The organism is Streptomyces colwelliae (genome assembly GCF_048158785.1).
In the GTDB taxonomy this organism is placed as follows: Bacteria; Actinomycetota; Actinomycetes; order Streptomycetales; family Streptomycetaceae; genus Streptomyces.
Window position 1 is genome coordinate 1 of sequence record NZ_JBLTJC010000202.1, and the last position, 18,775, is coordinate 18,775.

At 69.7% G+C, this 18,775-nt stretch carries 18 protein-coding genes; 8 read left to right on the forward strand and 10 right to left on the reverse strand.

Features of this window, described 5'->3' with window-relative positions:
* On the reverse strand, window positions 1–1,457 hold a 1,457-nt coding region (gene gad / locus ACNFOC_RS33035), incomplete at its 3' end, for a glutamate decarboxylase (protein ID WP_416962719.1).
* Between the two features lie 39 nt (window positions 1,458–1,496).
* Window positions 1,497–2,780, reverse strand: coding sequence for an ion channel protein (locus ACNFOC_RS33040; RefSeq protein WP_416962720.1), 1,284 nt, complete (start codon window positions 2,778–2,780; stop codon window positions 1,497–1,499).
* 129 nt (window positions 2,781–2,909) lie between these two features.
* Here ACNFOC_RS33040 and ACNFOC_RS33045 point away from each other — a divergent pair, with 129 nt between their 5' ends.
* On the forward strand, window positions 2,910–3,674 hold the full coding sequence (locus ACNFOC_RS33045; protein ID WP_416962721.1) for a MerR family transcriptional regulator: 765 nt from the start codon (window positions 2,910–2,912) through the stop codon (window positions 3,672–3,674).
* Window positions 3,675–3,695: 21 nt separating this feature from the next.
* Here the strand turns inward: ACNFOC_RS33045 and ACNFOC_RS33050 are convergent, their stop codons facing one another.
* The gene (locus ACNFOC_RS33050; protein WP_416962722.1) at window positions 3,696–4,061 is read right to left on the reverse strand and encodes a YbjQ family protein; all 366 of its coding nucleotides are present in this window, start codon (window positions 4,059–4,061) and stop codon (window positions 3,696–3,698) included.
* 162 nt (window positions 4,062–4,223) lie between these two features.
* Between ACNFOC_RS33050 and ACNFOC_RS33055 the strand changes: the two genes are divergently transcribed.
* Complete coding sequence (locus tag ACNFOC_RS33055; RefSeq protein ID WP_416962723.1) at window positions 4,224–5,144, forward strand: DedA family protein; 921 nt, start codon at window positions 4,224–4,226, stop codon at window positions 5,142–5,144.
* A gap of 4 nt (window positions 5,145–5,148) precedes the next feature.
* Here the strand turns inward: ACNFOC_RS33055 and ACNFOC_RS33060 are convergent, their stop codons facing one another.
* Window positions 5,149–6,804, reverse strand: coding sequence for a threonine/serine exporter family protein (locus ACNFOC_RS33060; RefSeq protein WP_416962724.1), 1,656 nt, complete (start codon window positions 6,802–6,804; stop codon window positions 5,149–5,151).
* A 103-nt stretch (window positions 6,805–6,907) separates the two neighbouring features.
* Window positions 6,908–7,399 carry an inorganic diphosphatase gene (locus ACNFOC_RS33065; RefSeq protein WP_026151575.1) on the reverse strand — a complete coding sequence of 164 codons (492 nt, stop codon included), beginning with the start codon at window positions 7,397–7,399 and terminating at the stop codon, window positions 6,908–6,910.
* Window positions 7,400–7,478: 79 nt separating this feature from the next.
* Between ACNFOC_RS33065 and dacB the strand changes: the two genes are divergently transcribed.
* The 6 genes from dacB to folE all read left to right on the forward strand — a co-directional run bounded on the left by dacB (window position 7,479) and on the right by folE (window position 15,267).
* Entirely contained in the window at window positions 7,479–9,182 is a 1,704-nt protein-coding gene (dacB, locus tag ACNFOC_RS33070) for a D-alanyl-D-alanine carboxypeptidase/D-alanyl-D-alanine endopeptidase (protein WP_416962725.1), read from the forward strand.
* A gap of 146 nt (window positions 9,183–9,328) precedes the next feature.
* Window positions 9,329–10,450, forward strand: a complete 1,122-nt coding sequence (locus ACNFOC_RS33075; protein ID WP_318017967.1) for an Rv3626c family coenzyme F420 biosynthesis-associated protein — start codon at window positions 9,329–9,331, stop codon at window positions 10,448–10,450.
* 193 nt (window positions 10,451–10,643) lie between these two features.
* A complete protein-coding gene (gene tilS, locus ACNFOC_RS33080; protein WP_416962726.1) occupies window positions 10,644–11,684 on the forward strand; it encodes a tRNA lysidine(34) synthetase TilS in 1,041 nt (346 codons plus the stop codon).
* 65 nt (window positions 11,685–11,749) lie between these two features.
* The gene (gene hpt / locus ACNFOC_RS33085; protein WP_416962727.1) at window positions 11,750–12,310 is read left to right on the forward strand and encodes a hypoxanthine phosphoribosyltransferase; all 561 of its coding nucleotides are present in this window, start codon (window positions 11,750–11,752) and stop codon (window positions 12,308–12,310) included.
* A gap of 185 nt (window positions 12,311–12,495) precedes the next feature.
* Window positions 12,496–14,529: an ATP-dependent zinc metalloprotease FtsH gene (gene ftsH, locus ACNFOC_RS33090; RefSeq protein ID WP_416962728.1), complete on the forward strand. Its 2,034-nt coding sequence runs from the start codon at window positions 12,496–12,498 to the stop codon at window positions 14,527–14,529.
* Between the two features lie 132 nt (window positions 14,530–14,661).
* Window positions 14,662–15,267 carry a GTP cyclohydrolase I FolE gene (folE, locus tag ACNFOC_RS33095; protein ID WP_262063113.1) on the forward strand — a complete coding sequence of 202 codons (606 nt, stop codon included), beginning with the start codon at window positions 14,662–14,664 and terminating at the stop codon, window positions 15,265–15,267.
* 114 nt (window positions 15,268–15,381) lie between these two features.
* Here folE and ACNFOC_RS33100 read toward each other — a convergent pair whose 3' ends face one another.
* The 5 genes from ACNFOC_RS33100 to folP form a co-directional block, all read right to left on the reverse strand.
* Window positions 15,382–15,870 carry a DUF3180 domain-containing protein gene (locus tag ACNFOC_RS33100; RefSeq protein ID WP_416962729.1) on the reverse strand — a complete coding sequence of 163 codons (489 nt, stop codon included), beginning with the start codon at window positions 15,868–15,870 and terminating at the stop codon, window positions 15,382–15,384.
* Window positions 15,871–15,929: 59 nt separating this feature from the next.
* Window positions 15,930–16,541: a 2-amino-4-hydroxy-6-hydroxymethyldihydropteridine diphosphokinase gene (gene folK, locus ACNFOC_RS33105; RefSeq protein ID WP_416962730.1), complete on the reverse strand. Its 612-nt coding sequence runs from the start codon at window positions 16,539–16,541 to the stop codon at window positions 15,930–15,932.
* Window positions 16,538–16,897, reverse strand: a complete 360-nt coding sequence (folB, locus tag ACNFOC_RS33110) for a dihydroneopterin aldolase (RefSeq protein ID WP_033286136.1) — start codon at window positions 16,895–16,897, stop codon at window positions 16,538–16,540. Before folB ends, folK begins: the two co-directional genes overlap by 4 nt.
* Before the next feature lie 298 nt (window positions 16,898–17,195).
* Window positions 17,196–17,699, reverse strand: coding sequence for a nuclear transport factor 2 family protein (locus ACNFOC_RS33115; RefSeq protein ID WP_393032130.1), 504 nt, complete (start codon window positions 17,697–17,699; stop codon window positions 17,196–17,198).
* Window positions 17,696–18,604, reverse strand: a complete 909-nt coding sequence (gene folP / locus ACNFOC_RS33120) for a dihydropteroate synthase (RefSeq protein WP_416962731.1) — start codon at window positions 18,602–18,604, stop codon at window positions 17,696–17,698. The genes ACNFOC_RS33115 and folP overlap by 4 nt, the downstream gene beginning before the upstream one ends.
* Window positions 18,605–18,775 lie beyond the last annotated feature (171 nt).

The window sequence follows — 18,775 nt, forward strand, 5'->3', positions numbered from 1 at the left end:
CTTCCTCGTTGCGGAAGAAACCGCTGCTCAGGCTGGTGAGGACGTTGCCGGGACGGTCGCCGAGCCACTGCCCCATGAGGTAGGCGGCCGTCGCGCCCGCCACGCGGTTGTCTATGCCGACGTAGGCGGGTCAGGTCGTCCAGGAACAGTTCTGCCAGGTCTGCTGAGAAGCCGTTGCGGCATACGACCCGTAGGACCGAGAGGTCTTGGCGGTTGGCGGGGAAGGTGTACGCCGGGACCAGCCAGCCGTGTTCGCGTAGGCGGCGGGAGACGTCGAACACGTCGTAGGTCTGGACGTGGGGTGCGGTGGTGAAGGCGAAGACCGGCAACTCGTCGCCCCGGGTGAGGAGTTTGAAGTCGCCGAGGGCTTCGATGCGGTCGGCCAGGCCGCGGGCCACGTCTCGGGTGGACTGTTGTACCGCGCGGTAGCCCTCGTGGCCCAGGCGTAGGAACGTGTAGTACTGGGCCACTACTTGGGCGCCGGGGCGGGAGAAGTTGAGGGCGAAGGTGGGCATGTCGCCGCCCAAGTAGTTGACGCGGAAGACGAGTTCCTCCGGGAGGGCCTCCTTGTCGCGCCACAGGGCCCAGCCGACGCCCGGGTAGACCAGGCCGTACTTGTGCCCCGAGGTGTTGATCGAGGCCACGCGCGGGAGGCGGAAGTCCCAGATCAGGTCCGGGTCCAGGAAGGGCGCGACCATGGCGCCGGACGCGCCGTCCACGTGGACCGGGATGTCGAGGCCGGTGCGCTCCTGGAGGGCGTCGAGGGCGGCGCACAGGTCGGCGATCGGCTCGTAGGAACCGTCGAAGGTGGAGCCGAGGATGCCGACCACGCCGATCGTGTTCTCGTCGCATAGCTCGGCGGCGGCCTGGGGGTCGAGGTGGAAGCGGTCGCCCTCCATGGGGACCTGGCGTGCCTCGACCTCCCAGAAGTTGCAGAACTTCTCCCAGCAGACCTGGACGTTGACGCCCATCACCAGGTTCGGGCGGGCCGCTGGGTAGCGGTCCTTGTTGCGCTGTGTCCAGCGGCGCTTGAGGGCCATTCCGGCGAGCATGCAGGCCTCGCTGGAGCCGGTCGTGGAACAGCCGACGGCCGCGGAGGGATCCGGTGCGTGCCATAGGTCGGCGAGCATGGCCACGCAGCGTTTCTCCAGCTCCGCGGTGCGTGGGTACTCGTCCTTGTCGATCATGTTCTTGTCCCGGCACTCCGCCATCAGGACGCCGGCTTCCGGCTCCATCCAGGTGGTGACGAAAGTCGCCAGGTTCAGGCGGGAGTTGCCGTCCAGCATCAGCTCGTCGTGCACGAGCTGGGCCGCCGTCATCGGGGGCAACGGCGCGTCCGGGAGCCGATGCTTGGGCGGGGCCTCGGTCATGCCGCCGACCGGATTGGCCTCTCCGTAGAAAGGGTTCACGGACATCGGGCGTTCGGTGGCTTCGTCGGGACCTTCGTGCAACGGCATGGGCTTGCCTCCGATAAGGATCAAAAGAACCAACGGGTACTAGCGAACCGGAGTTCCGTCCGCGCGCAACTGCATCTGCGGCCTCCCGGTCACCAGTAGCCAGGCCGGCAGCGAGGCGATGCAGAGAAGGGCGAGGATCGCCGGGGAGGCCACCAGGATCGCGGCCGTGAACAGGCTCACCCAGCCCTGCCGGGTGATCGCGAGGAGCATGCCCAGGACGCCCGTGGCGACCGCGAGGGCCGGGTCCACGGCGGGTACGACCGCGTGGGCGAAGAAGCCGAACGCGACGCCGATGAAGACGGAAGGGAAGATCCGGCCGCCCCGGAAGCCGCAGGACGCGGCGATCAGTAGCGCCGCCAGTTTCACGACGGTCATCGTCGCGAACTGTCCCGCCGACCAGCCCTCGGGATCGGCCGCCAGCTCCCCGACCTCGTCCAGCCCCTTGAAGAGCGTCAGATGGCCGCCCACGGCCGCCAGAAGGCCCAGGACCAGTCCACCGGCCGGGAGCGCCAGCATGGGGTGCTTGAGCCGGGAGAAGGCGCCATGGGCGTATGGGAAGAGGTAGACGGCCGTCATGCCCAGCGCCGCTGCCAGGGGTGCCAGCACCAGGGCGGCCAGCAGGTCGCCCCAGCCGGGCCTGTCGAACGCGGGCAGATGCAGGTCGAAGGTCGGATGGGCCACCAGGGTGGTCGTCATGGCACCCGCCCCGGCCGCGGCGAGCGGGGCGAACACGTTGTCCCACAGCGCCCCCTTGGTCTGCCGCGCGACCAGTGCCTCCGAGATGACCAGCGCCGCCGCGACCGGCGTCCCGAACAGCGCCCCGATCGTCGCCGACTCCGCCAGCGCCCCCCACATCCCGCCCGGCACCCGCGGCGCCAGCCTGCGTCCCGCCCACAGCGCGAGCCCCACGTTCACGGCGATGATCGGGTTCTCGGGACCCAGGCTCGGCCCGCCAGCGAGCATCAGCGCGGTTGCCAGCACGAGGCCAGGTAGCACCGCGGGCGGCAGCGGTACGGCCTCCAGGCCGGTGGTCGCCGGATCGGGACCGGCGTGCCCGGGGACCTTCCACACCACCAGCCCTACGACGACTCCGGTGGCCGTCAGCATGATGAGCATCCACAGCACCGAGTACCGGCCGATGCCCAGGGCGTCGGGCAGGTTCTTCCAGAGCACGTGCTGAAGCTGCTCGGCCGCCTCGCTGACCCCGATGAAGAGCAGACTCGCGAGCACGCCCACGACCAGAGCGGGGACGATCAACGGCAGCAGGGTGCGCGCCGGGGTCGTAGGGGCAACGGGTGCCTGGTGCGCGCTGTCCTGGGCCACGGGCTCACCATAAGCGGGCAAAACTGACCAAACATCTTGAGGGTGGGCGGCCTGTGGGGCTTACGGGGGCTTGCACCTCACGTGACGTGAGGCCTCAGCGTGGAACGCGGACACAAGAAGGGAGCGGAAGTGAGCTACTCCGTAGGACAGGTCGCCGGATTCGCCGGGGTCACCGTGCGCACGCTGCACCACTACGACGACATCGGTCTGCTCGTACCCGGCGAGCGCAGCCACGCGGGGCATCGGCGCTACGGCGACGCCGACCTCGACCGGCTCCAACAGATCCTGTTCTACCGGGAACTCGGCTTCCCGCTCGACGAGGTCGCGGCCCTGCTCGACGACCCGGAGACGGACCCGCGCGCGCATCTGCGCCGCCAGCACGAGCTGCTGATCGCCCGGATCGAGAAGCTGCGGAAGATGGCCGAGGCCGTGGAGCACGCCATGGAGGCACGCACGATGGGCATCAACCTCACCCCCGAGGAACGCTTCGAGGTCTTCGGCGACAAGGACCCCGAGCAGTACGCCGAAGAGGCCGAACAACGCTGGGGCGGCACCGAGTCCTACGCCGAGTCGCAGCGCAGGGCCGCCCGCTACACGAAGGCCGACTGGAAGCGGCTCCAGGCCGAGGTCGACGCCTGGAGTGAGCGCTACGCCACCCTGGTGACCACCGGTCAGCCCCCCACCGCCGACGCGGCGCTGGACCTCGCCGAGGAACACCGCCTGCACATCGACCGCTGGTTCTACGCGTGCTCGTACGAGATGCACGTCTGTCTCGCCGAGATGTACGTCTCCGACGAGCGCTTCAAGGCGTTCTACGACGCGATGGCCCCGGGCCTGGCCGAGCATCTGCGGGACGCGATTCTGGCGAACGCGTCCCGGCGCACCTCCTCCTAGGAACCCGGCCCGGGGGTACCGCTACTCCCGGGCCAGGACCACCGCCGTCCCGTAGGCGCACACCTCGGTGCCCGCGTCGGCTGCCTCGGTCACGTCGAAGCGGAAGGCCAGCACGCCGTTCGCCCCACGCGCGCGTGCCTGCTCGATGAGCCGCTCCATGGCCTGGTTGCGGGTCTGCACGAGGGTCTTGGTGAGCCCCTTCAGTTCACCGCCGACCATCGACTTCAGACCCGCGCCGATCTGGCTGCCGAGATGCCGTGAGCGCACGGTCAGCCCGAAGACCTCGCCGATCACCTGCTCGACCCGGTAGCCGGGAGCGTCGTTCGTCGTCACGACCAGCACATCGGCCTGCGGCCCTTGGCCGCCGCCGTATTCTTCGATGCCCATGCGGTCATCGTCGCCCACGGCTCACAGCTTTGTCCTATGCGGCGCACAGTGCATCCTGGAGTCACCGGTGGAACCTGGGACGGACACATCGCGTTGATAGCTTTGTGCGGCTGTACCTGGACGCTGGCACCTCCCTCCACCCCTCAGGAGCCCGGAACCGTGATGACGCTCGCCCTCGGCCCGAGCTGGCTCGATCCGAACACCATGCTCGACCGGTTCGGAATCTGGGGCCTCCTGCTCGTGGTCTTCGCGGAGTCCGGCCTGCTCATCGGGTTCTTCCTGCCGGGTGACTCCCTGCTGTTCACCTGCGGCCTGCTGATCACCGCGGGCACGCTCGACTTCCCGCTGTGGGCGGCCGTCGCGCTGATCTGCGTCGCCGCGATCCTCGGCGACCAGGCGGGCTACGTCTTCGGCAAGAAGGTCGGCCCCTCGCTCTTCAACCGCCCGGACTCACGCCTCTTCAAGCAGGAGAACGTGGTCAAGGCGCACGAGTTCTTCGAGAAGTACGGCCCCAAGTCCCTGGTGCTGGCCCGCTTCGTGCCCATCGTGCGCACGTTCACGCCGATCGTCGCCGGCGTCAGCGGCATGAAGTACCGCTCCTTCATCACGTTCAACGTCATCGGCGGCGTCCTGTGGGGCGCGGGCGTGACCCTGCTCGGCTCCTGGCTCGGCAACATCGACTTCGTCCACAAGAACATCGAAGCGATCCTGATCCTGATCGTCTTCGTCTCGGTCGTCCCGATCATCATCGAGTTCCTCCGCGCCCGCTCCAAGGCCAAGAAGAACCCCCAGGGCCCCCACCAGGAGCAGCCCGGTGACCCGGCCGCGACCCAGCCGTTCCCGGTGATCATGGACGACTCGACGACCCAGCTCCGCCGCGTGGACGAGCCCCAGCAGCAACAACCTCAGCAGCAGTACGACCAGAACAACGGCTACGACCAGTACTACGCCCAGCCCCAACAGCAGCAGCCCTATCCCCAGCAGACGTACCAGCCACAGCAGCAACAGCCGTACGGCAACCAGCAGTACCCGCCGTACAACGACCAGAACCAGGGCCAGGGTTACTCCCAGAACGGCTACTAGACGCTCAGAACCCCCTGGTCCGCTTGGCCGCCCGCCGCGCCCCCGCAGAAGCCCCCGGAATCCGCAGGAACAACCGCGAGATCTCCGACCCCAGATTGACCCCGATGGCGATGGCCATGGCGAGGGACGCCGCCGTGGCCAACGACACCAGCCCCTTGTCGACATGGTTCTGCGCGATCGCCAACAGCCCGAAGTAGGTGGCGGAACCCGGCAACAGGGGCCCGATCGCCGCGGTCGTGTAGGGCAACGCCGACGCGAACCGGTACCGCGACAGCAACTGCCCGAACAGCCCGACCAACCCCGCCGCGACAGCCGTGGACGCGGCCGGCGAGATCCCCGCGACGACGTTCATCGCCCCGTAGACCGACCAGGCGACACCCCCGTTGAGGGACACGAGCAGCACGGTGGATCGTTCCTGCTGGAGGAGTACGGCGAAGGTCAGCGACAGCAGGACGGACGCGCCGATCTGCCACAGCGGCTGGTCGGAGTTGCCGAGGGCCACGTCCGGATTGAGCTGGGCGCCGAGCTTCACGCCGAAGTACAGGACGATCAGGACGCCGGCCACGATGCCGACGAAGAAGTACATGACTTCCAGGAGCCGGGCCGACGCGGTGATGTAGAAGCCGGTCAGGCCGTCCTGTACGCCCGCCACGAGCGCCCGCCCGGGCAGCAGGGCGAACAGCCCACCGGTGATGACCGCGGAGGCCTTCACGTCGACGTCGGCGACCGTGAGCGCGACCCCTATCGCGGCGGGCGGCATCGCGGCGACGGTGAACTGGTAGAACTCCGGCAGCCCGCGCCCCGCGCACAGCCACGCCAGCCGGTCGCCGAGCATCGCGCCGAGCGCGGCGGCGAAGAACACGATGACGTCACCGCCGACGAGCACGGAGGCGGCACCGGCGAGCAGCCCGCTGGCGGAGGTCAGCACCCAGCCGGGGTACGGGTGCCGGTTGCGCCGCATCTCCGCGAGCCGCCGGTAGGCGTCCTCCAGGGAGAGCGCGGTCTCCGGGTCGCTGAGGTCCTGGACCAGCCGGAACACGGCCGCGAGCCGCGTGTAGTCGGTGCCCCGGCGCCGTACGGTCCGCGACGCGGTCACCGGATCGTCGACCAGGGAGGGCTGGTACGAGATCGACAGCAGGGTGAAGGTGACGGTCGGCTCGCAGCGGTCGAGGCCGTAGGAGCGGCAGACCGCGAACATCGCCGCCTCGACGTCCTCCGCGCCCTCGCCGCCCGCGAGCAGCAACTCGCCGATGCGGAGCGTCAGATCGAGCACACGCGGCACGGCGGGACCGCTGTCGTCCGGCTTCTGCACCGGCTCCGGCGCGGGCCGCTCGGCCACCGGCATCCGCAGCATCGTGCGCATCCGGTCCTGCCAGGGCACGTCCTTGGTGAGGCTGACGACGGGAATCCCGGTCGGCGGTGTGAAGGCGGGCGGCGCCTTGCGCGCGCTGTAGAGGCTGGGCGGACTGAACGCCGACCCCTCGGAGTCCTCGACGGCCGGCGCGGGCGTCACGTCGAGCCCGCTCGGAACGGCGAACTCGGACGTCGTGGACGACTCCCCGTCAGCCGCCGCCACGACCGCCGCCTCGACGCCCGCCGGAGCCGTGAAGGCGCTCCTGGCCTCGTCCGACTGCGGCTTGCGGTCCTCGGCTTCCGTCACTCCTGGCACTCCCTGAACGACACCTCCAGTGATCCTCAGTATGCGCACAGACATGCAAACGGGCCGCACGCGTGTGCGTGCGGCCCGTCAGTGCGCAAGAGGCTCAGTGGCCGCCCTGCTCCTTGAGTCGCTTGTACGAGCGCTCGATCTCCGCCTCGGCGTCCACGCGGCCCACCCAGTTGGCGCCCTCGACCGACTTGCCGGGCTCCAGGTCCTTGTAGACCTCGAAGAAGTGCTGGATCTCCAGGCGGTCGAACTCCGACACGTGGTGGATGTCACGCAGGTGCTCCACACGCGGGTCGGACGCCGGGACGCACAGCAGCTTGTCGTCGCCGCCGGCCTCGTCGGTCATCCGGAACATGCCGATCGCGCGGCACTTGATGAGGCAGCCGGGGAAGGTCGGCTCCTCCAGGATGACCAGCGCGTCGAGCGGGTCGCCGTCCTCGCCGAGAGTGTTCTCGACGAAGCCGTAGTCGGCCGGGTAACTGGTCGAGGTGAAGAGTCGACGGTCCAAGCGGATCCGACCGGTCTCGTGGTCCACCTCGTACTTGTTCCGCGAACCCTTCGGGATCTCGATCGTGACGTCGAACTCCACCGGTGGCTCCTCCATGATCAGCACATGTTTCTGGTGGTTAAGTGTCCCTCACGCAGGTGTGTGATCGCGAAAGGGGCTGGTGGTCGTGCCGGAGCTGAGGCCTTGGCGGGCCGCGAGACCGCAAGTGAAGCGGGTCGCGCGAGCCGTCCGGCCCCGTCTCGAGCGGGCCGCGCAATCCGTGAAACCGCAGGTCAAACGGGTCACGCAAGCCGTGAAGCCTCAGGTCACGCGGCTCACCGAAGCCGCGAAACCACAGGCCGTGCGGCTTACCGAAGCCGTGAAACCGAAGGTCGCCCGGCTCGTCGGATCCGTGTCACCTCAGGTCGCGAAGTTGCCGCGGCCGAACAAGACCTGGCAGTTCACCGCCGTCGCCGCCACCGCCGGAATGGCGCTGGCCGCGGGTGTGGTGACCGCCGCCGGTCCCTGGGACTCCTCGGGTCAGCGTACGGCCGAGCGGGAGTACGCAGCCGCACAGGAACAGTCAGGTGGCGTAGATCACGGCCGTAATTCCGATACGTCCGCCAAGGCACCCCGACCCGCCCCCAGCGCCGCATCCGTCCTCGTCGGCCTCGGCGGCGCCGCGAGCACCGTGAAGTCCGCCCCGACCGGCACGGCCCTCGCGGACGTCCTGAACCCCCTCCTGGACAACTCGGCGCTCGGCACCCGCCACACGGCCGCCGTGGTGGACGTCTCGACCGGAAAGCGCCTCTACGGAGTCGGCGCCGACGACGCGTTGACCCCGGCCTCCACGACGAAGATCGCCACCGCCGTGGCCGCCCTCTCCGCGATGGGCGCCGACCACCGCCTCACCACCCGCGCCGCCCTGGAGCCCGACACCAAGGAACTCGTCCTGGTCGGCGGCGGCGACCCCACCCTGACGGCCCACAAGGACGCCGACGGCTGGGCCAGCCTGCGCACGCTCGCCGACAGCACGGCGACGGCCCTGAAGAAGCGCGGCACGCGCGCGGTGACGCTGTCGTACGACACGACTCTGTACGCCGGTTCCGAACTCCACCCGATCGGGGTCAACGACAACCTTGCCCCGGTCAGCGCCCTGATGGCCGACGAGGGCCGTACGGACGACTCGTCCAGCGGCCAGGTCAAGCGCGTGACGGACCCGGCGGCGGACGCGGCCGAGAAGTTCGCGGGCTTCCTCCAGGAGCACGGCATCACGACGACGTCCCCGGGCCCCTCCAAGGCGACCGGCCGCGCCGCCACCCTCGCCACCGTCTCCTCGCCCCCGCTGTCCGACATCGTCGAACGGATGCTGACCAACAGCGACAACGACATCGCGGAGGCCCTGGCCCGCCAGACCGCCGTAGCGACGGGCAAGCGGGCCGACTTCGCCGGCGGCGCCGCCGCGATCCACGCCCAGCTGACGAAGCTTCAACTCCCGCTCAAGGGCGCCGTGTTCAACGACGGCAGCGGCCTCGACCGCGACGACCGCCTCACCGCCGACCTCCTGACCGCCCTCCTGGTCAAGGCCGGCGACCCGACCCACCCGGAACTCCGCCCGGTCCTCACCGGCCTTCCCATCGCCGGTTTCACGGGCACCCTGACGACCCGTTACACGGACGCGACGGGAGCGGCGGGGGCGGCGGGCGTGGTCCGCGCCAAGACGGGCACCCTGACGGGCGTCAACACGCTCGCGGGCACGGTCGTGGACAAGGACGGCCAACTCCTCGCCTTCGCCTTCCTCGCCTCCGACACGACGAACGCCCTGGAGGCCCAGTCGGCCCTGGACCACACGGCAACGGCGCTGGCGGCCTGCGGCTGCAGTTGACGGATGGCTGCTACTGCTGTGGGCAGGCGTTCCGCAAGGCGGAACGGGTGGGCACAGCCGACAGCGCCGGGCAACGTTCCAACCAAGCTCGCCCTTGCCCACCTCGTGCCCTGCCCCAAGCGGCAGCGCTCACGTACGGTTGACGCATGACGAGCATCGGTGGTGCCGAGATGGTCGACTGGAATCTCGCGGTGGCGACCGCGACCCGACTCGTGCGGCCGGGCCCCGAGGTGAGCCGTGACGAGGCCCGGGCCGTCGTCGCGGAGCTGCGCCGGCATGCGAAGGCCTCGGAGCAACACGTCCGGGGCTTCACCCGGATGGGCACGGACGACATCCACGACACCCCGATCCTGGTCGTCGACCGACCCGGCTGGGTCCGGGCGAACGTCGCCGGGTTCCGGGAGGTCCTCAAGCCGCTGCTCGACAAGATGCAGGAACGGCGCGGCAACACCCCCGGAGGTGCGGTCTTCGGAGCGGTCGGCGGCAAGGTGACCGGCGTGGAGCTGGGCATGCTGCTGTCGTTCCTGTCCTCGCGCGTGCTGGGCCAGTACGAGACGTTCGCCCCGGCGTCCCGCGAGCTGCCGGCGGGGGCGAAGGGCGGGCGGCTGCTGCTGGTCGCGCCGAACATCGTGCACGTGGAGCGCGAACTCGACGTGGAGCCCCACGACTTCCGCCTGTGGGTGTGCCTGCACGAGGAGACGCACCGCACGCAGTTCACGGCCGTGCCCTGGCTGCGCGACCACCTGGAGGGCGAGATCCAGTCGTTCTTGGGGGAGACCGAGGTCGACCCCATGACGGTCCTGGAGCGCATCCGGGAGGCCGCCCAGTCGCTGGCCGGCGGCCGGCCCGAGGGCGAGGAGGACGACGAGGGCCGGTCCCTCGTGGAGATCGTGCAGACGCCCGCCCAGCGGGAGATCCTCGGCCGGCTCACCGCCGTGATGTCCCTCCTGGAGGGGCACGCCGACTTCGTGATGGACGGCGTCGGCCCGGACGTGGTGCCGAGCGTCGCCGAGATCCGCGAGAAGTTCCAGCAGCGTCGTGCGAAGGGCGCCTCCCGGCTGGACTCGGCGCTGCGCAAGCTGCTCGGCCTCGACGCCAAGCTGCGGCAGTACCGGGACGGCGAGCGATTCGTACGCGCGGTCGTCGACCAGGTCGGCATGGACGGCTTCAACCGCGTGTGGACCTCCCCGAACACGTTGCCGACCAAGACGGAGATCGCCAAACCGGCGGACTGGGTCGCGCGGGTGCATCGCAAGGCCGAGTCGTGAACCGGTCGCGGGCGTGGTGAAACGAATCCGGCCGACGGCAGGCGAACGCCCCTGCAATCACCCGTCCGAGGGACCGTGAGCGATGGGTAGGCGTGCGATGCTCGGGGAACGCCCCGGTTCTGTCACCATCTACACACTCTGAGTGACCGAACCTCGGGCCAACCCCCCGAAAACTTCATGAAGGGAACCGGACATGGGTCCCCATCCTGCGGTCGCGGCGATACGCCTGGCGGTCCGCCGCGTCCTCCACGACATCCTCACCGACCACGAGGCCCTCCAGACCGCCGGCGCCTCCCGGCACAGCTCGCACGAGCGCCCGCCCTCGCCGCTCGTGCTCGTCGCATGCTCCGGCGGCGCCGATTCCATGGCCCTCGCCTCCGCCCTCGCCTTCGAAGCCCCCAAGCTGGGCATCCGGGCCGGCGGCATCACCGTCGACCACGGCCTCCAGGCCGGCTCCGACCTGCGCGCCGACGAGGTCGTCCTGCGCCTGCGCGAACTGGGCCTGGACCCCGTAGAAGCAACTTCAGTGACCGTGGGCCGCGAGGGCGGCCCCGAGGCAGCCGCCCGGGACGCCCGCTACGCAGCCCTCGACGACTGTGCCGCACGCCACGGCGCCGCCGCCGTCCTGCTCGGCCACACGCGCGACGACCAGGCGGAAACCGTCCTGCTGGGCCTCGCCCGCGGCTCGGGCATCCGCTCCCTGTCCGGGATGGCCGCGGTCTCGGGGGCCGACGGCCGTTACCGCCGCCCCTTCCTGCAACTCGACCGGCAGACCGCCCGCAAGGCCTGCATGGTCCAGTCGCTGCCCGTCTGGGACGACCCGCACAACGCCGACCCCGCGTACACACGTTCCCGTCTGCGCCACGAAGGGTTGCCGGCCCTGGAGAAGGCGCTCGGCAAAGGGGTCGTAGAAGCGCTGGCCCGTACGGCGCAGCTCTCCCGGGACGATGCCGACGCCCTCGACACCTGGGCCAGCCAGGCCGAGGCCTCCGTACGGGACGCGACCGGCCTCCTGGAGTGCGCCAAGCTCTACGCCCTGCCGCCCGCCGTGCGCCGCCGCATCCTGCGCCGGGCCGCCATCCAGGCCGGCGCCCCGGCCGGTTCGCTGTTCGCCCGGCACATCGAGGAAGTCGACCGCCTGATCACCGGCTGGCGCGGCCAGGGAGCCATCAATCTCCCGGGCAAGGTCGTCGCCGGGCGCCAGGGTGGCAGACTGGTGATTCGGCAAGGCTGAATCGACACCCCCTCCGGGCCTCCGGGGGCGGGGCCAGGTAGTAGCCGGTTGGACGACCGAAAGTGATGCGGGTGGACGCGAAAGACATGGGTGACGACCTCCAGTCGGTGCTCATCACCAAGGAAGAGATCGACGCGAAGCTCGTGGAGCTCGCCGCGAAGATCGACGCGGAGTACGCGGGCAAGGATCTGCTGATCGTCGGCGTCCTCAAGGGCGCGGTGATGGTCATGGCGGACCTCGCCCGGGCGCTGTCCACCCCCGTCACCATGGACTGGATGGCCGTGTCGTCGTACGGCGCGGGCACCCAGTCCTCCGGTGTCGTGCGGATCCTCAAGGACCTCGACACCGACATCAAGGGCAAGCACGTCCTCATCGTCGAGGACATCATCGACTCGGGTCTGACCCTGTCCTGGCTGATCTCCAACCTCGGCTCGCGCGAGCCCGACTCGTTGAAGATCTGCACCCTGCTCCGCAAGCCGGAGGCGGCCAAGGTCGCCATCGACGTGGAGTGGGTCGGCTTCGACATCCCGAACGAGTTCGTCATCGGCTACGGCCTCGACTACGCGGAGAAGTACCGCAACCTCCCGTTCGTCGGTACGCTCGCGCCGCACGTCTACGGCGGCTGAGCCACTCGGCCCAAGCCCTGTAAGACGATCGGGAACCCCAGCGGGTTTCGCGCCGTTGGAGCATGCAGACGCGTCTCCCAGCCGTCCCGTGAGACTTCGGGCAACATGGCTGGGGTACGGTCAGAAGAACTGTCTTTATCAAACTCACTATGGCAGGAGGGACGGAGCGTTTTCGCTCCGTATGGATGGACGTGAAGCGATACTTCCGTGGGCCGGTCATGTGGATCGTGCTGGCCGTCCTTGCCGTGGTCGTGTTGATGCAGGTCGTCGGCTCGTCCGGCGGCTACAAGACGGTGGACACCGGCCAGATCGTCCAGGCGATCAATGACAACAAGGTCGAGTCGGCCAAGATCACCACCGGCGACGAGCAGACCGTCAAGGCCACGCTCAAGGACGGCGTAAAGGTCGAGGGCAGCTCCAAGATCCAGGCGAGCTACATCGGCGACCAGGGCGTGGACCTCGCGGCCACGCTGCAGACCAAGTACCAGGACAAGCAGATTCCGGACGGCTACACGGTGTCGCCGACGAAGCAGAACGCTTTCGTCGGGATCCTGCTGTCCCTGCTCCCCTTCGTCCTCATCGTGGTCGTCTTCCTGTTCCTGATGAACCAGATGCAGGGCGGCGGCTCCCGAGTCATGAACTTCGGGAAGTCCAAGGCCAAGCTCATCACCAAGGACACTCCGAAGACGACGTTCGCGGACGTCGCGGGCTCCGACGAGGCCGTCGAGGAACTGCACGAGATCAAGGAGTTCCTCCAGGAGCCGGCGAAGTTCCAGGCCGTCGGCGCCAAGATCCCCAAGGGCGTACTCCTGTACGGCCCTCCCGGCACCGGCAAGACCCTGCTGGCGCGCGCCGTCGCGGGCGAGGCCGGGGTGCCCTTCTACTCGATCTCCGGTTCCGACTTCGTCGAGATGTTCGTCGGTGTCGGTGCCTCCCGAGTCCGTGACCTGTTCGAGCAGGCCAAGGCGAACGCTCCGGCGATCGTCTTCGTCGACGAGATCGACGCGGTCGGCCGCCATCGCGGCGCCGGCCTCGGCGGTGGTCACGACGAGCGCGAGCAGACGCTGAACCAGCTGCTCGTCGAGATGGACGGCTTCGACGTCAAGGGCGGCGTGATCCTCATCGCCGCGACGAACCGGCCCGACATCCTCGACCCGGCCCTCCTGCGCCCCGGCCGCTTCGACCGCCAGATCGCGGTCGACCGCCCGGACATGCAGGGCCGTCTGGAGATCCTCAAGGTTCACCAGAAGGGCAAGCCGGTCGCTCCGGACGTCGACCTGTCGGCCGTCGCACGCCGTACGCCGGGCTTCACCGGCGCGGACCTGAGCAACGTCCTCAACGAGGCCGCCCTGCTCACCGCCCGAGGCAACCGCAAGCTGATCGACAACTCGATGCTGGACGAGGCGATCGACCGTGTGGTCGCGGGCCCGCAGAAGCGGACCCGGATCATGTCGGACAAGGAGAAGAAGATCACCGCGTACCACGAGGGCGGACACGCCCTGGTCGCGGCGGCTTCCCCTAACTCCGACCCGGTGCACAAGATCACGATCCTCTCCCGAGGTCGTGCTCTGGGCTACACGATGGTCCTGCCGGAAGAGGACAAGTACTCGACCACGCGCAACGAGATGCTCGACCAGCTGGCCTACATGCTGGGCGGCCGCGCGGCCGAGGAACTGGTCTTCCACGACCCGACCACGGGCGCCGCGAACGACATCGAGAAGGCCACCGCGACGGCCCGCGCGATGGTCACGCAGTACGGCATGACCGAGCGCCTCGGCGCGATCAAGTTCGGCGGCGACAACACCGAGCCCTTCCTGGGCCGGGAGATGTCGCACCCGCGTGACTACTCGGAAGAGGTTGCCGCGCTCGTCGACGAAGAGGTCAAGAAGCTCATCGAGAACGCGCACAACGAGGCCTGGGAGATCCTGGTCGAGAACCGTGACGTGCTCGACGCGCTCGTGCTCCAGCTGCTGGAGAAGGAGACGCTGAACAAGGAGCAGATCGCCGAGGTCTTCGCTCCCATCGTCCGGCGTCCGGCCCGTCCCTCCTGGACCGGCTCCTCCCGCCGTACGCCGTCCACCCGCCCGCCGGTGCTCTCCCCCAAGGAGCTCTCACTGACGAACGGGACGAACGGCGCGGGTCCCGCGATCACCGCCGGTGCGACCGCCGAGTCCTCTCCCACGCTGGAGAAGGCCCCGGAGGAGCGCCCCGACAACTGACGCGAGTCTCACACGGCTCGAAATGGAAGCCGCGCCCCCCTGGATTTAGCCTGGGGGGCGCGGCTTTTCCATATGCCCGCAACTGAGGCGTGTGTCCGCACACGCGCGACCCGCACAGGAACGAGGCACGACATGACCGACCCCGTGACGCTGGACGGCGAGGGAACGATCGGCGTCTTCGACGAGAAGCGCGCCGAGAATGCCGTACGCGAACTGCTGATCGCGGTCGGCGAGGACCCGGACCGGGAGGGGCTCAGGGAGACGCCGGCGCGGGTGGCACGGGCGTACAAGGAGATATTCGCGGGGCTGTGGCAGAAGCCCGAGGATGTGCTGACGACGACGTTCGACCTGGGGCACGACGAGATGGTCCTGGTGAAGGACATCGAGGTGCTCAGCAACTGTGAGCATCATCTGGTGCCGTTCGTCGGGGTCGCCCATGTCGGGTACATCCCGTCCGCCGACGGGAAGATCACCGGGTTGTCGAAGCTGGCCCGGCTGGTGGACGTCTACGCCCGGCGGCCGCAGGTGCAGGAACGGCTCACCACGCAGATCGCCGACTCCCTGATGGAGATCCTGGAGCCGCGGGGGGTCATCGTCGTCGTTGAGTGCGAGCACATGTGCATGTCTATGCGGGGGGTGCGGAAGCCCGGTGCCAAGACCATCACGTCGGCTGTGCGGGGGCAGTTGCGGGATTCGGCTACCCGTAATGAGGCGATGAGCTTGATCATGGCTCGCTGACGGTTCGCTTCACTGGAAGGACCGGGCGGGTCGTCGTCTGTCGGGTGCGGGTCCGTTGTGGCTGGTCGCGCCGTTCCCCGCGCCCCTTTGGGGCGCCCTCGCTTCAGGGCGCTCTCAGGTGACCGGTGTTGCCCCAGCCGCGTTGTTGTCGTCGTCCTCAGGGAGTTTGCAGACTCGCTCCAGGAAGATCGCGGCGACTATTACCGCGATGCCTGCCAGGACCGAGAAGCCGGCGTAGATGGCCTGGTCGCGGCGGGCGGGGATGTCCAGGGACTCCAGGAGGTAGGCGCCCGTGCCGCCGTACATGCCGGCGACCAGGGCCGCCACCAGGGCGCTGGCCTGGCCGAAGACGACCGCGCGGGCCGCCATCAGGGGGTCGACGCCCTTGGCGCCGGGGCGGCGCTCGCGCTGGGCCTTGAGGCGGGCGCGCAGGGAGAGCGCCGTGGCCAGCAGGACCACGGCGATCACGGCGAGGACGATGGGCGCGGCCAGCGGGACGCTCGGCAGGGTCCCCACCGCGCTCCACAGGCGGGCCCCCGCCCAGGACAGCACTCCGGCGATCACGAACACGCCGGCCAGCACCCTGATCCGCAGCTCTCTCACGGTGTCCCTTCAGCTCCCCGTGCCCTGTCCGGGCGTAGTGGTCGTCTCGACCTTAACGACTACTCGGGCAGCCGGAGTTCCAGATCCTTGCGGGGTTCGACACCGTCACGCGTGATGACGTCCAGGAGATCGGCGACCGGGCCGCGGCCGGGCAACTGCGCCTCGGGTTCCACGTCGTGCCACGGGGCGAGTACGAAGGCCCGCTCGTGGGCGCGCGGGTGGGGGAGCGTCAGGACCGGGTCGTCCGAGACGACGTCGGCGTACGCGACGATGTCGACGTCGATCGTGCGCGCGCCCCAGCGCTCCTCGCGGACCCGGTGGAAGGCCTCCTCGACCGCGTGCGCCCGCTCCAGCAGGGAGGACGGGGGCAGGGTGGTCTTGAGGACGACGACCGCGTTGAAGTACGACGGCTGGCTGCCGGGCTCGACGCCCCAGGGCTCCGTCTCGTAGACCGGGGACACGGCCTTGATGCGGACGCCGGGGGTGTCCTCCAGGGCGTCGATGGCTCCCTGGAGGGTCTCCAGGCGGTTGCCCAGGTTCGCGCCGATGGAGATCACGGCGCGCCTCGGGTTGCTGAGCGTGGTGTCGGCGGCGTCCACCTGCTGCACCACGGAGGCGGGCACCGGCTGGACGGTCGGGTCGCTGTGACCCTCGGTGAACGAGAAGGTCATACTCGGCTCCGGGTGATGGTGACGGTCACGTCGTCGAAGGGGACGGTGATCGGGGCGTCCGGCTTGTGGACGCGGACCTCGACCTCCTCGACCCCTTCGTGCTTCAGGCAGGTCTGCGCGATGCGCTCGGCGAGGGTCTCGATGAGGTTGACGGGCTCGCCCTGGACGACGGCCACGACCTCCTCGGCCACGATGCCGTAGTGCACGGTCTTCGCCAGGTCGTCGTCGGCGGCGGCCGGCCGGGTGTCCAGGCCCAGGACGAGGTCCACGATGAAGGTCTGGCCCTCCTCGCGCTCCTTGGGGAACACGCCGTGGTGCCCGCGGGCCTTCAGGCCGCTCAGCGCGACACGATCCACGCGAATCACTCCTGCAATCGTCGGTGGTGGCCGGTTCGTACCGTGTGCGGGCGGTACCCCGGCCTCGAACGAATCTACCTGCGAGCACTGACAACGCCGGGCCACGAGGGCGTGGGCGCTGTCCGGGGCCAGAGGGTTCATCGAGCGTTTCCCCTGGGGAACCCGGTGGCTCATGGGTCGGTAGCCGCCCCTACCCGCGCGTTCGTGATTCCAACCACTTCTTGCTCCCGACGGGTTCCAACGAGTTCCAACGGGTTCCGGCGGGTTCCCAGGGGGCTCTCCTGGGGCGCCTACCCATTCAGGACGGGGTGTCGTCGCTCTCGTCCTCGTCGTTTTCGGCCAGAACCGGGGACGCGTGGTGCGACCAGAGCTTCCAGCCCTCGGGGGTGCGCCGGAACACGTTCGTGGCGACCACGAGCTGGCCGACCAGGGGGCCCAGTTCGTCGCTGTCGTCGGGGGAGGGGCCGCCGCTGAGGATGTTCTCCGTGCAGGTGACCAGCGCGGTGTCACCGGTCACCGAGACGTGCACGTCGGTGAGGAAGAACTGGATGTACTCGGTGTTCGCCATGATCAGCGCGTACGACCGGAGGACCTCGCCGCGGCCGGTCAGCACCGGCCAGCCGGGGTGCACGCAGGAGATCACGCCGCTGTCCGCCGGGTCGTGGTACTCCTCGTCGACGCCGAGGTCGGCCGGGGTGAGCCAGAGCGCGGACAGCTCGTCGAAGTCACCGCGCTCCAGCGTCTCGTAGAACGCGGTGTTGGCGAGTTCCACCTGCTCGACGTCGGTGTGCGGGGCGGTCACAGGGCTCCCTCGGAGCTGGTGTGCGAAGCCGCGCGGGCGCCCGGGGCGCGCGCCCCCTCGACGGCGCGTGCGACGCGTACGGCGTCGGCCGTGGCGCGGACCTCGTGGACGCGCACGGCCCAGGCGCCGGCGTGCGCCGCGAGCGCGGAGACGGCGGCCGTGGCGGCGTCGCGCTCGCGCGCGGGCGGGGGCGCTCCCTCGGGTCCTGCCAGGACGCGGCCGAGGAACCGTTTGCGGGAGGCGGCGACCAGGAGGGGGTGGCCGAGGGCGAGCAGGCGGTCGAGGTGGGCGAGGAGGACGAGGTCGTGCTCGGCGTCCTTGGAGAAGCCGAGGCCCGGGTCGACGACGACACGGTCGGGGGCGACACCGCCGGCCAGAACGGCCTCCACGCGTGCGTGCAGTTCGTCGACGACCTCGGTGACGACGTCCTCGTAGACGCCTCTGACGTTGCCGCCCTCCAGGAAGCCGCGCCAGTGCATGACGACGAAGGGGGCGCCCGAGGCGGCGACGACCGGGATCATCGCGGGGTCGGCGAGGCCGCCGCTGACGTCGTTGACCAGGGCGGCGCCGGCGGCGAGGGCCTGCTCGGCGACGGAGGCGCGCATGGTGTCGACGGAGACGGTGACGCCCTCGGAGGCGAGGCCACGCACGACGGGGATGACACGCTTGAGTTCCTCGGCCTCGTCGACGCGGGAGGCGCCGGGGCGGGTGGACTCACCGCCGACGTCCACCAGGTCGGCGCCCTCGGTGACCAGGTCGAGGCCGCGCTTGACGGCCGCCGTGGTGTCGAAGAAGCGGCCGCCGTCGGAGAAGGAGTCGGGGGTGACGTTCACGACTCCCATGACCGCGCACCGGTCCCACTCCGGAAGGCCCGTGACGCGCCCGCGTCCGCTCTGCTTGCTCATACGTTCAGCCTAGGCCCAGAGCGAGGGGGTACGGCCCTGCGGGCAGGCTGGAAGCGCGCTGGTCCGGTGTGGGAGGGGACTCCGGCGCGCCGGTCGGGCCGCCGCCGCTGGACGCCGCCTGCGACGGGGACCTCACCGACCAGGACTGGGAGCACGGCCTCGGCGGCGTCC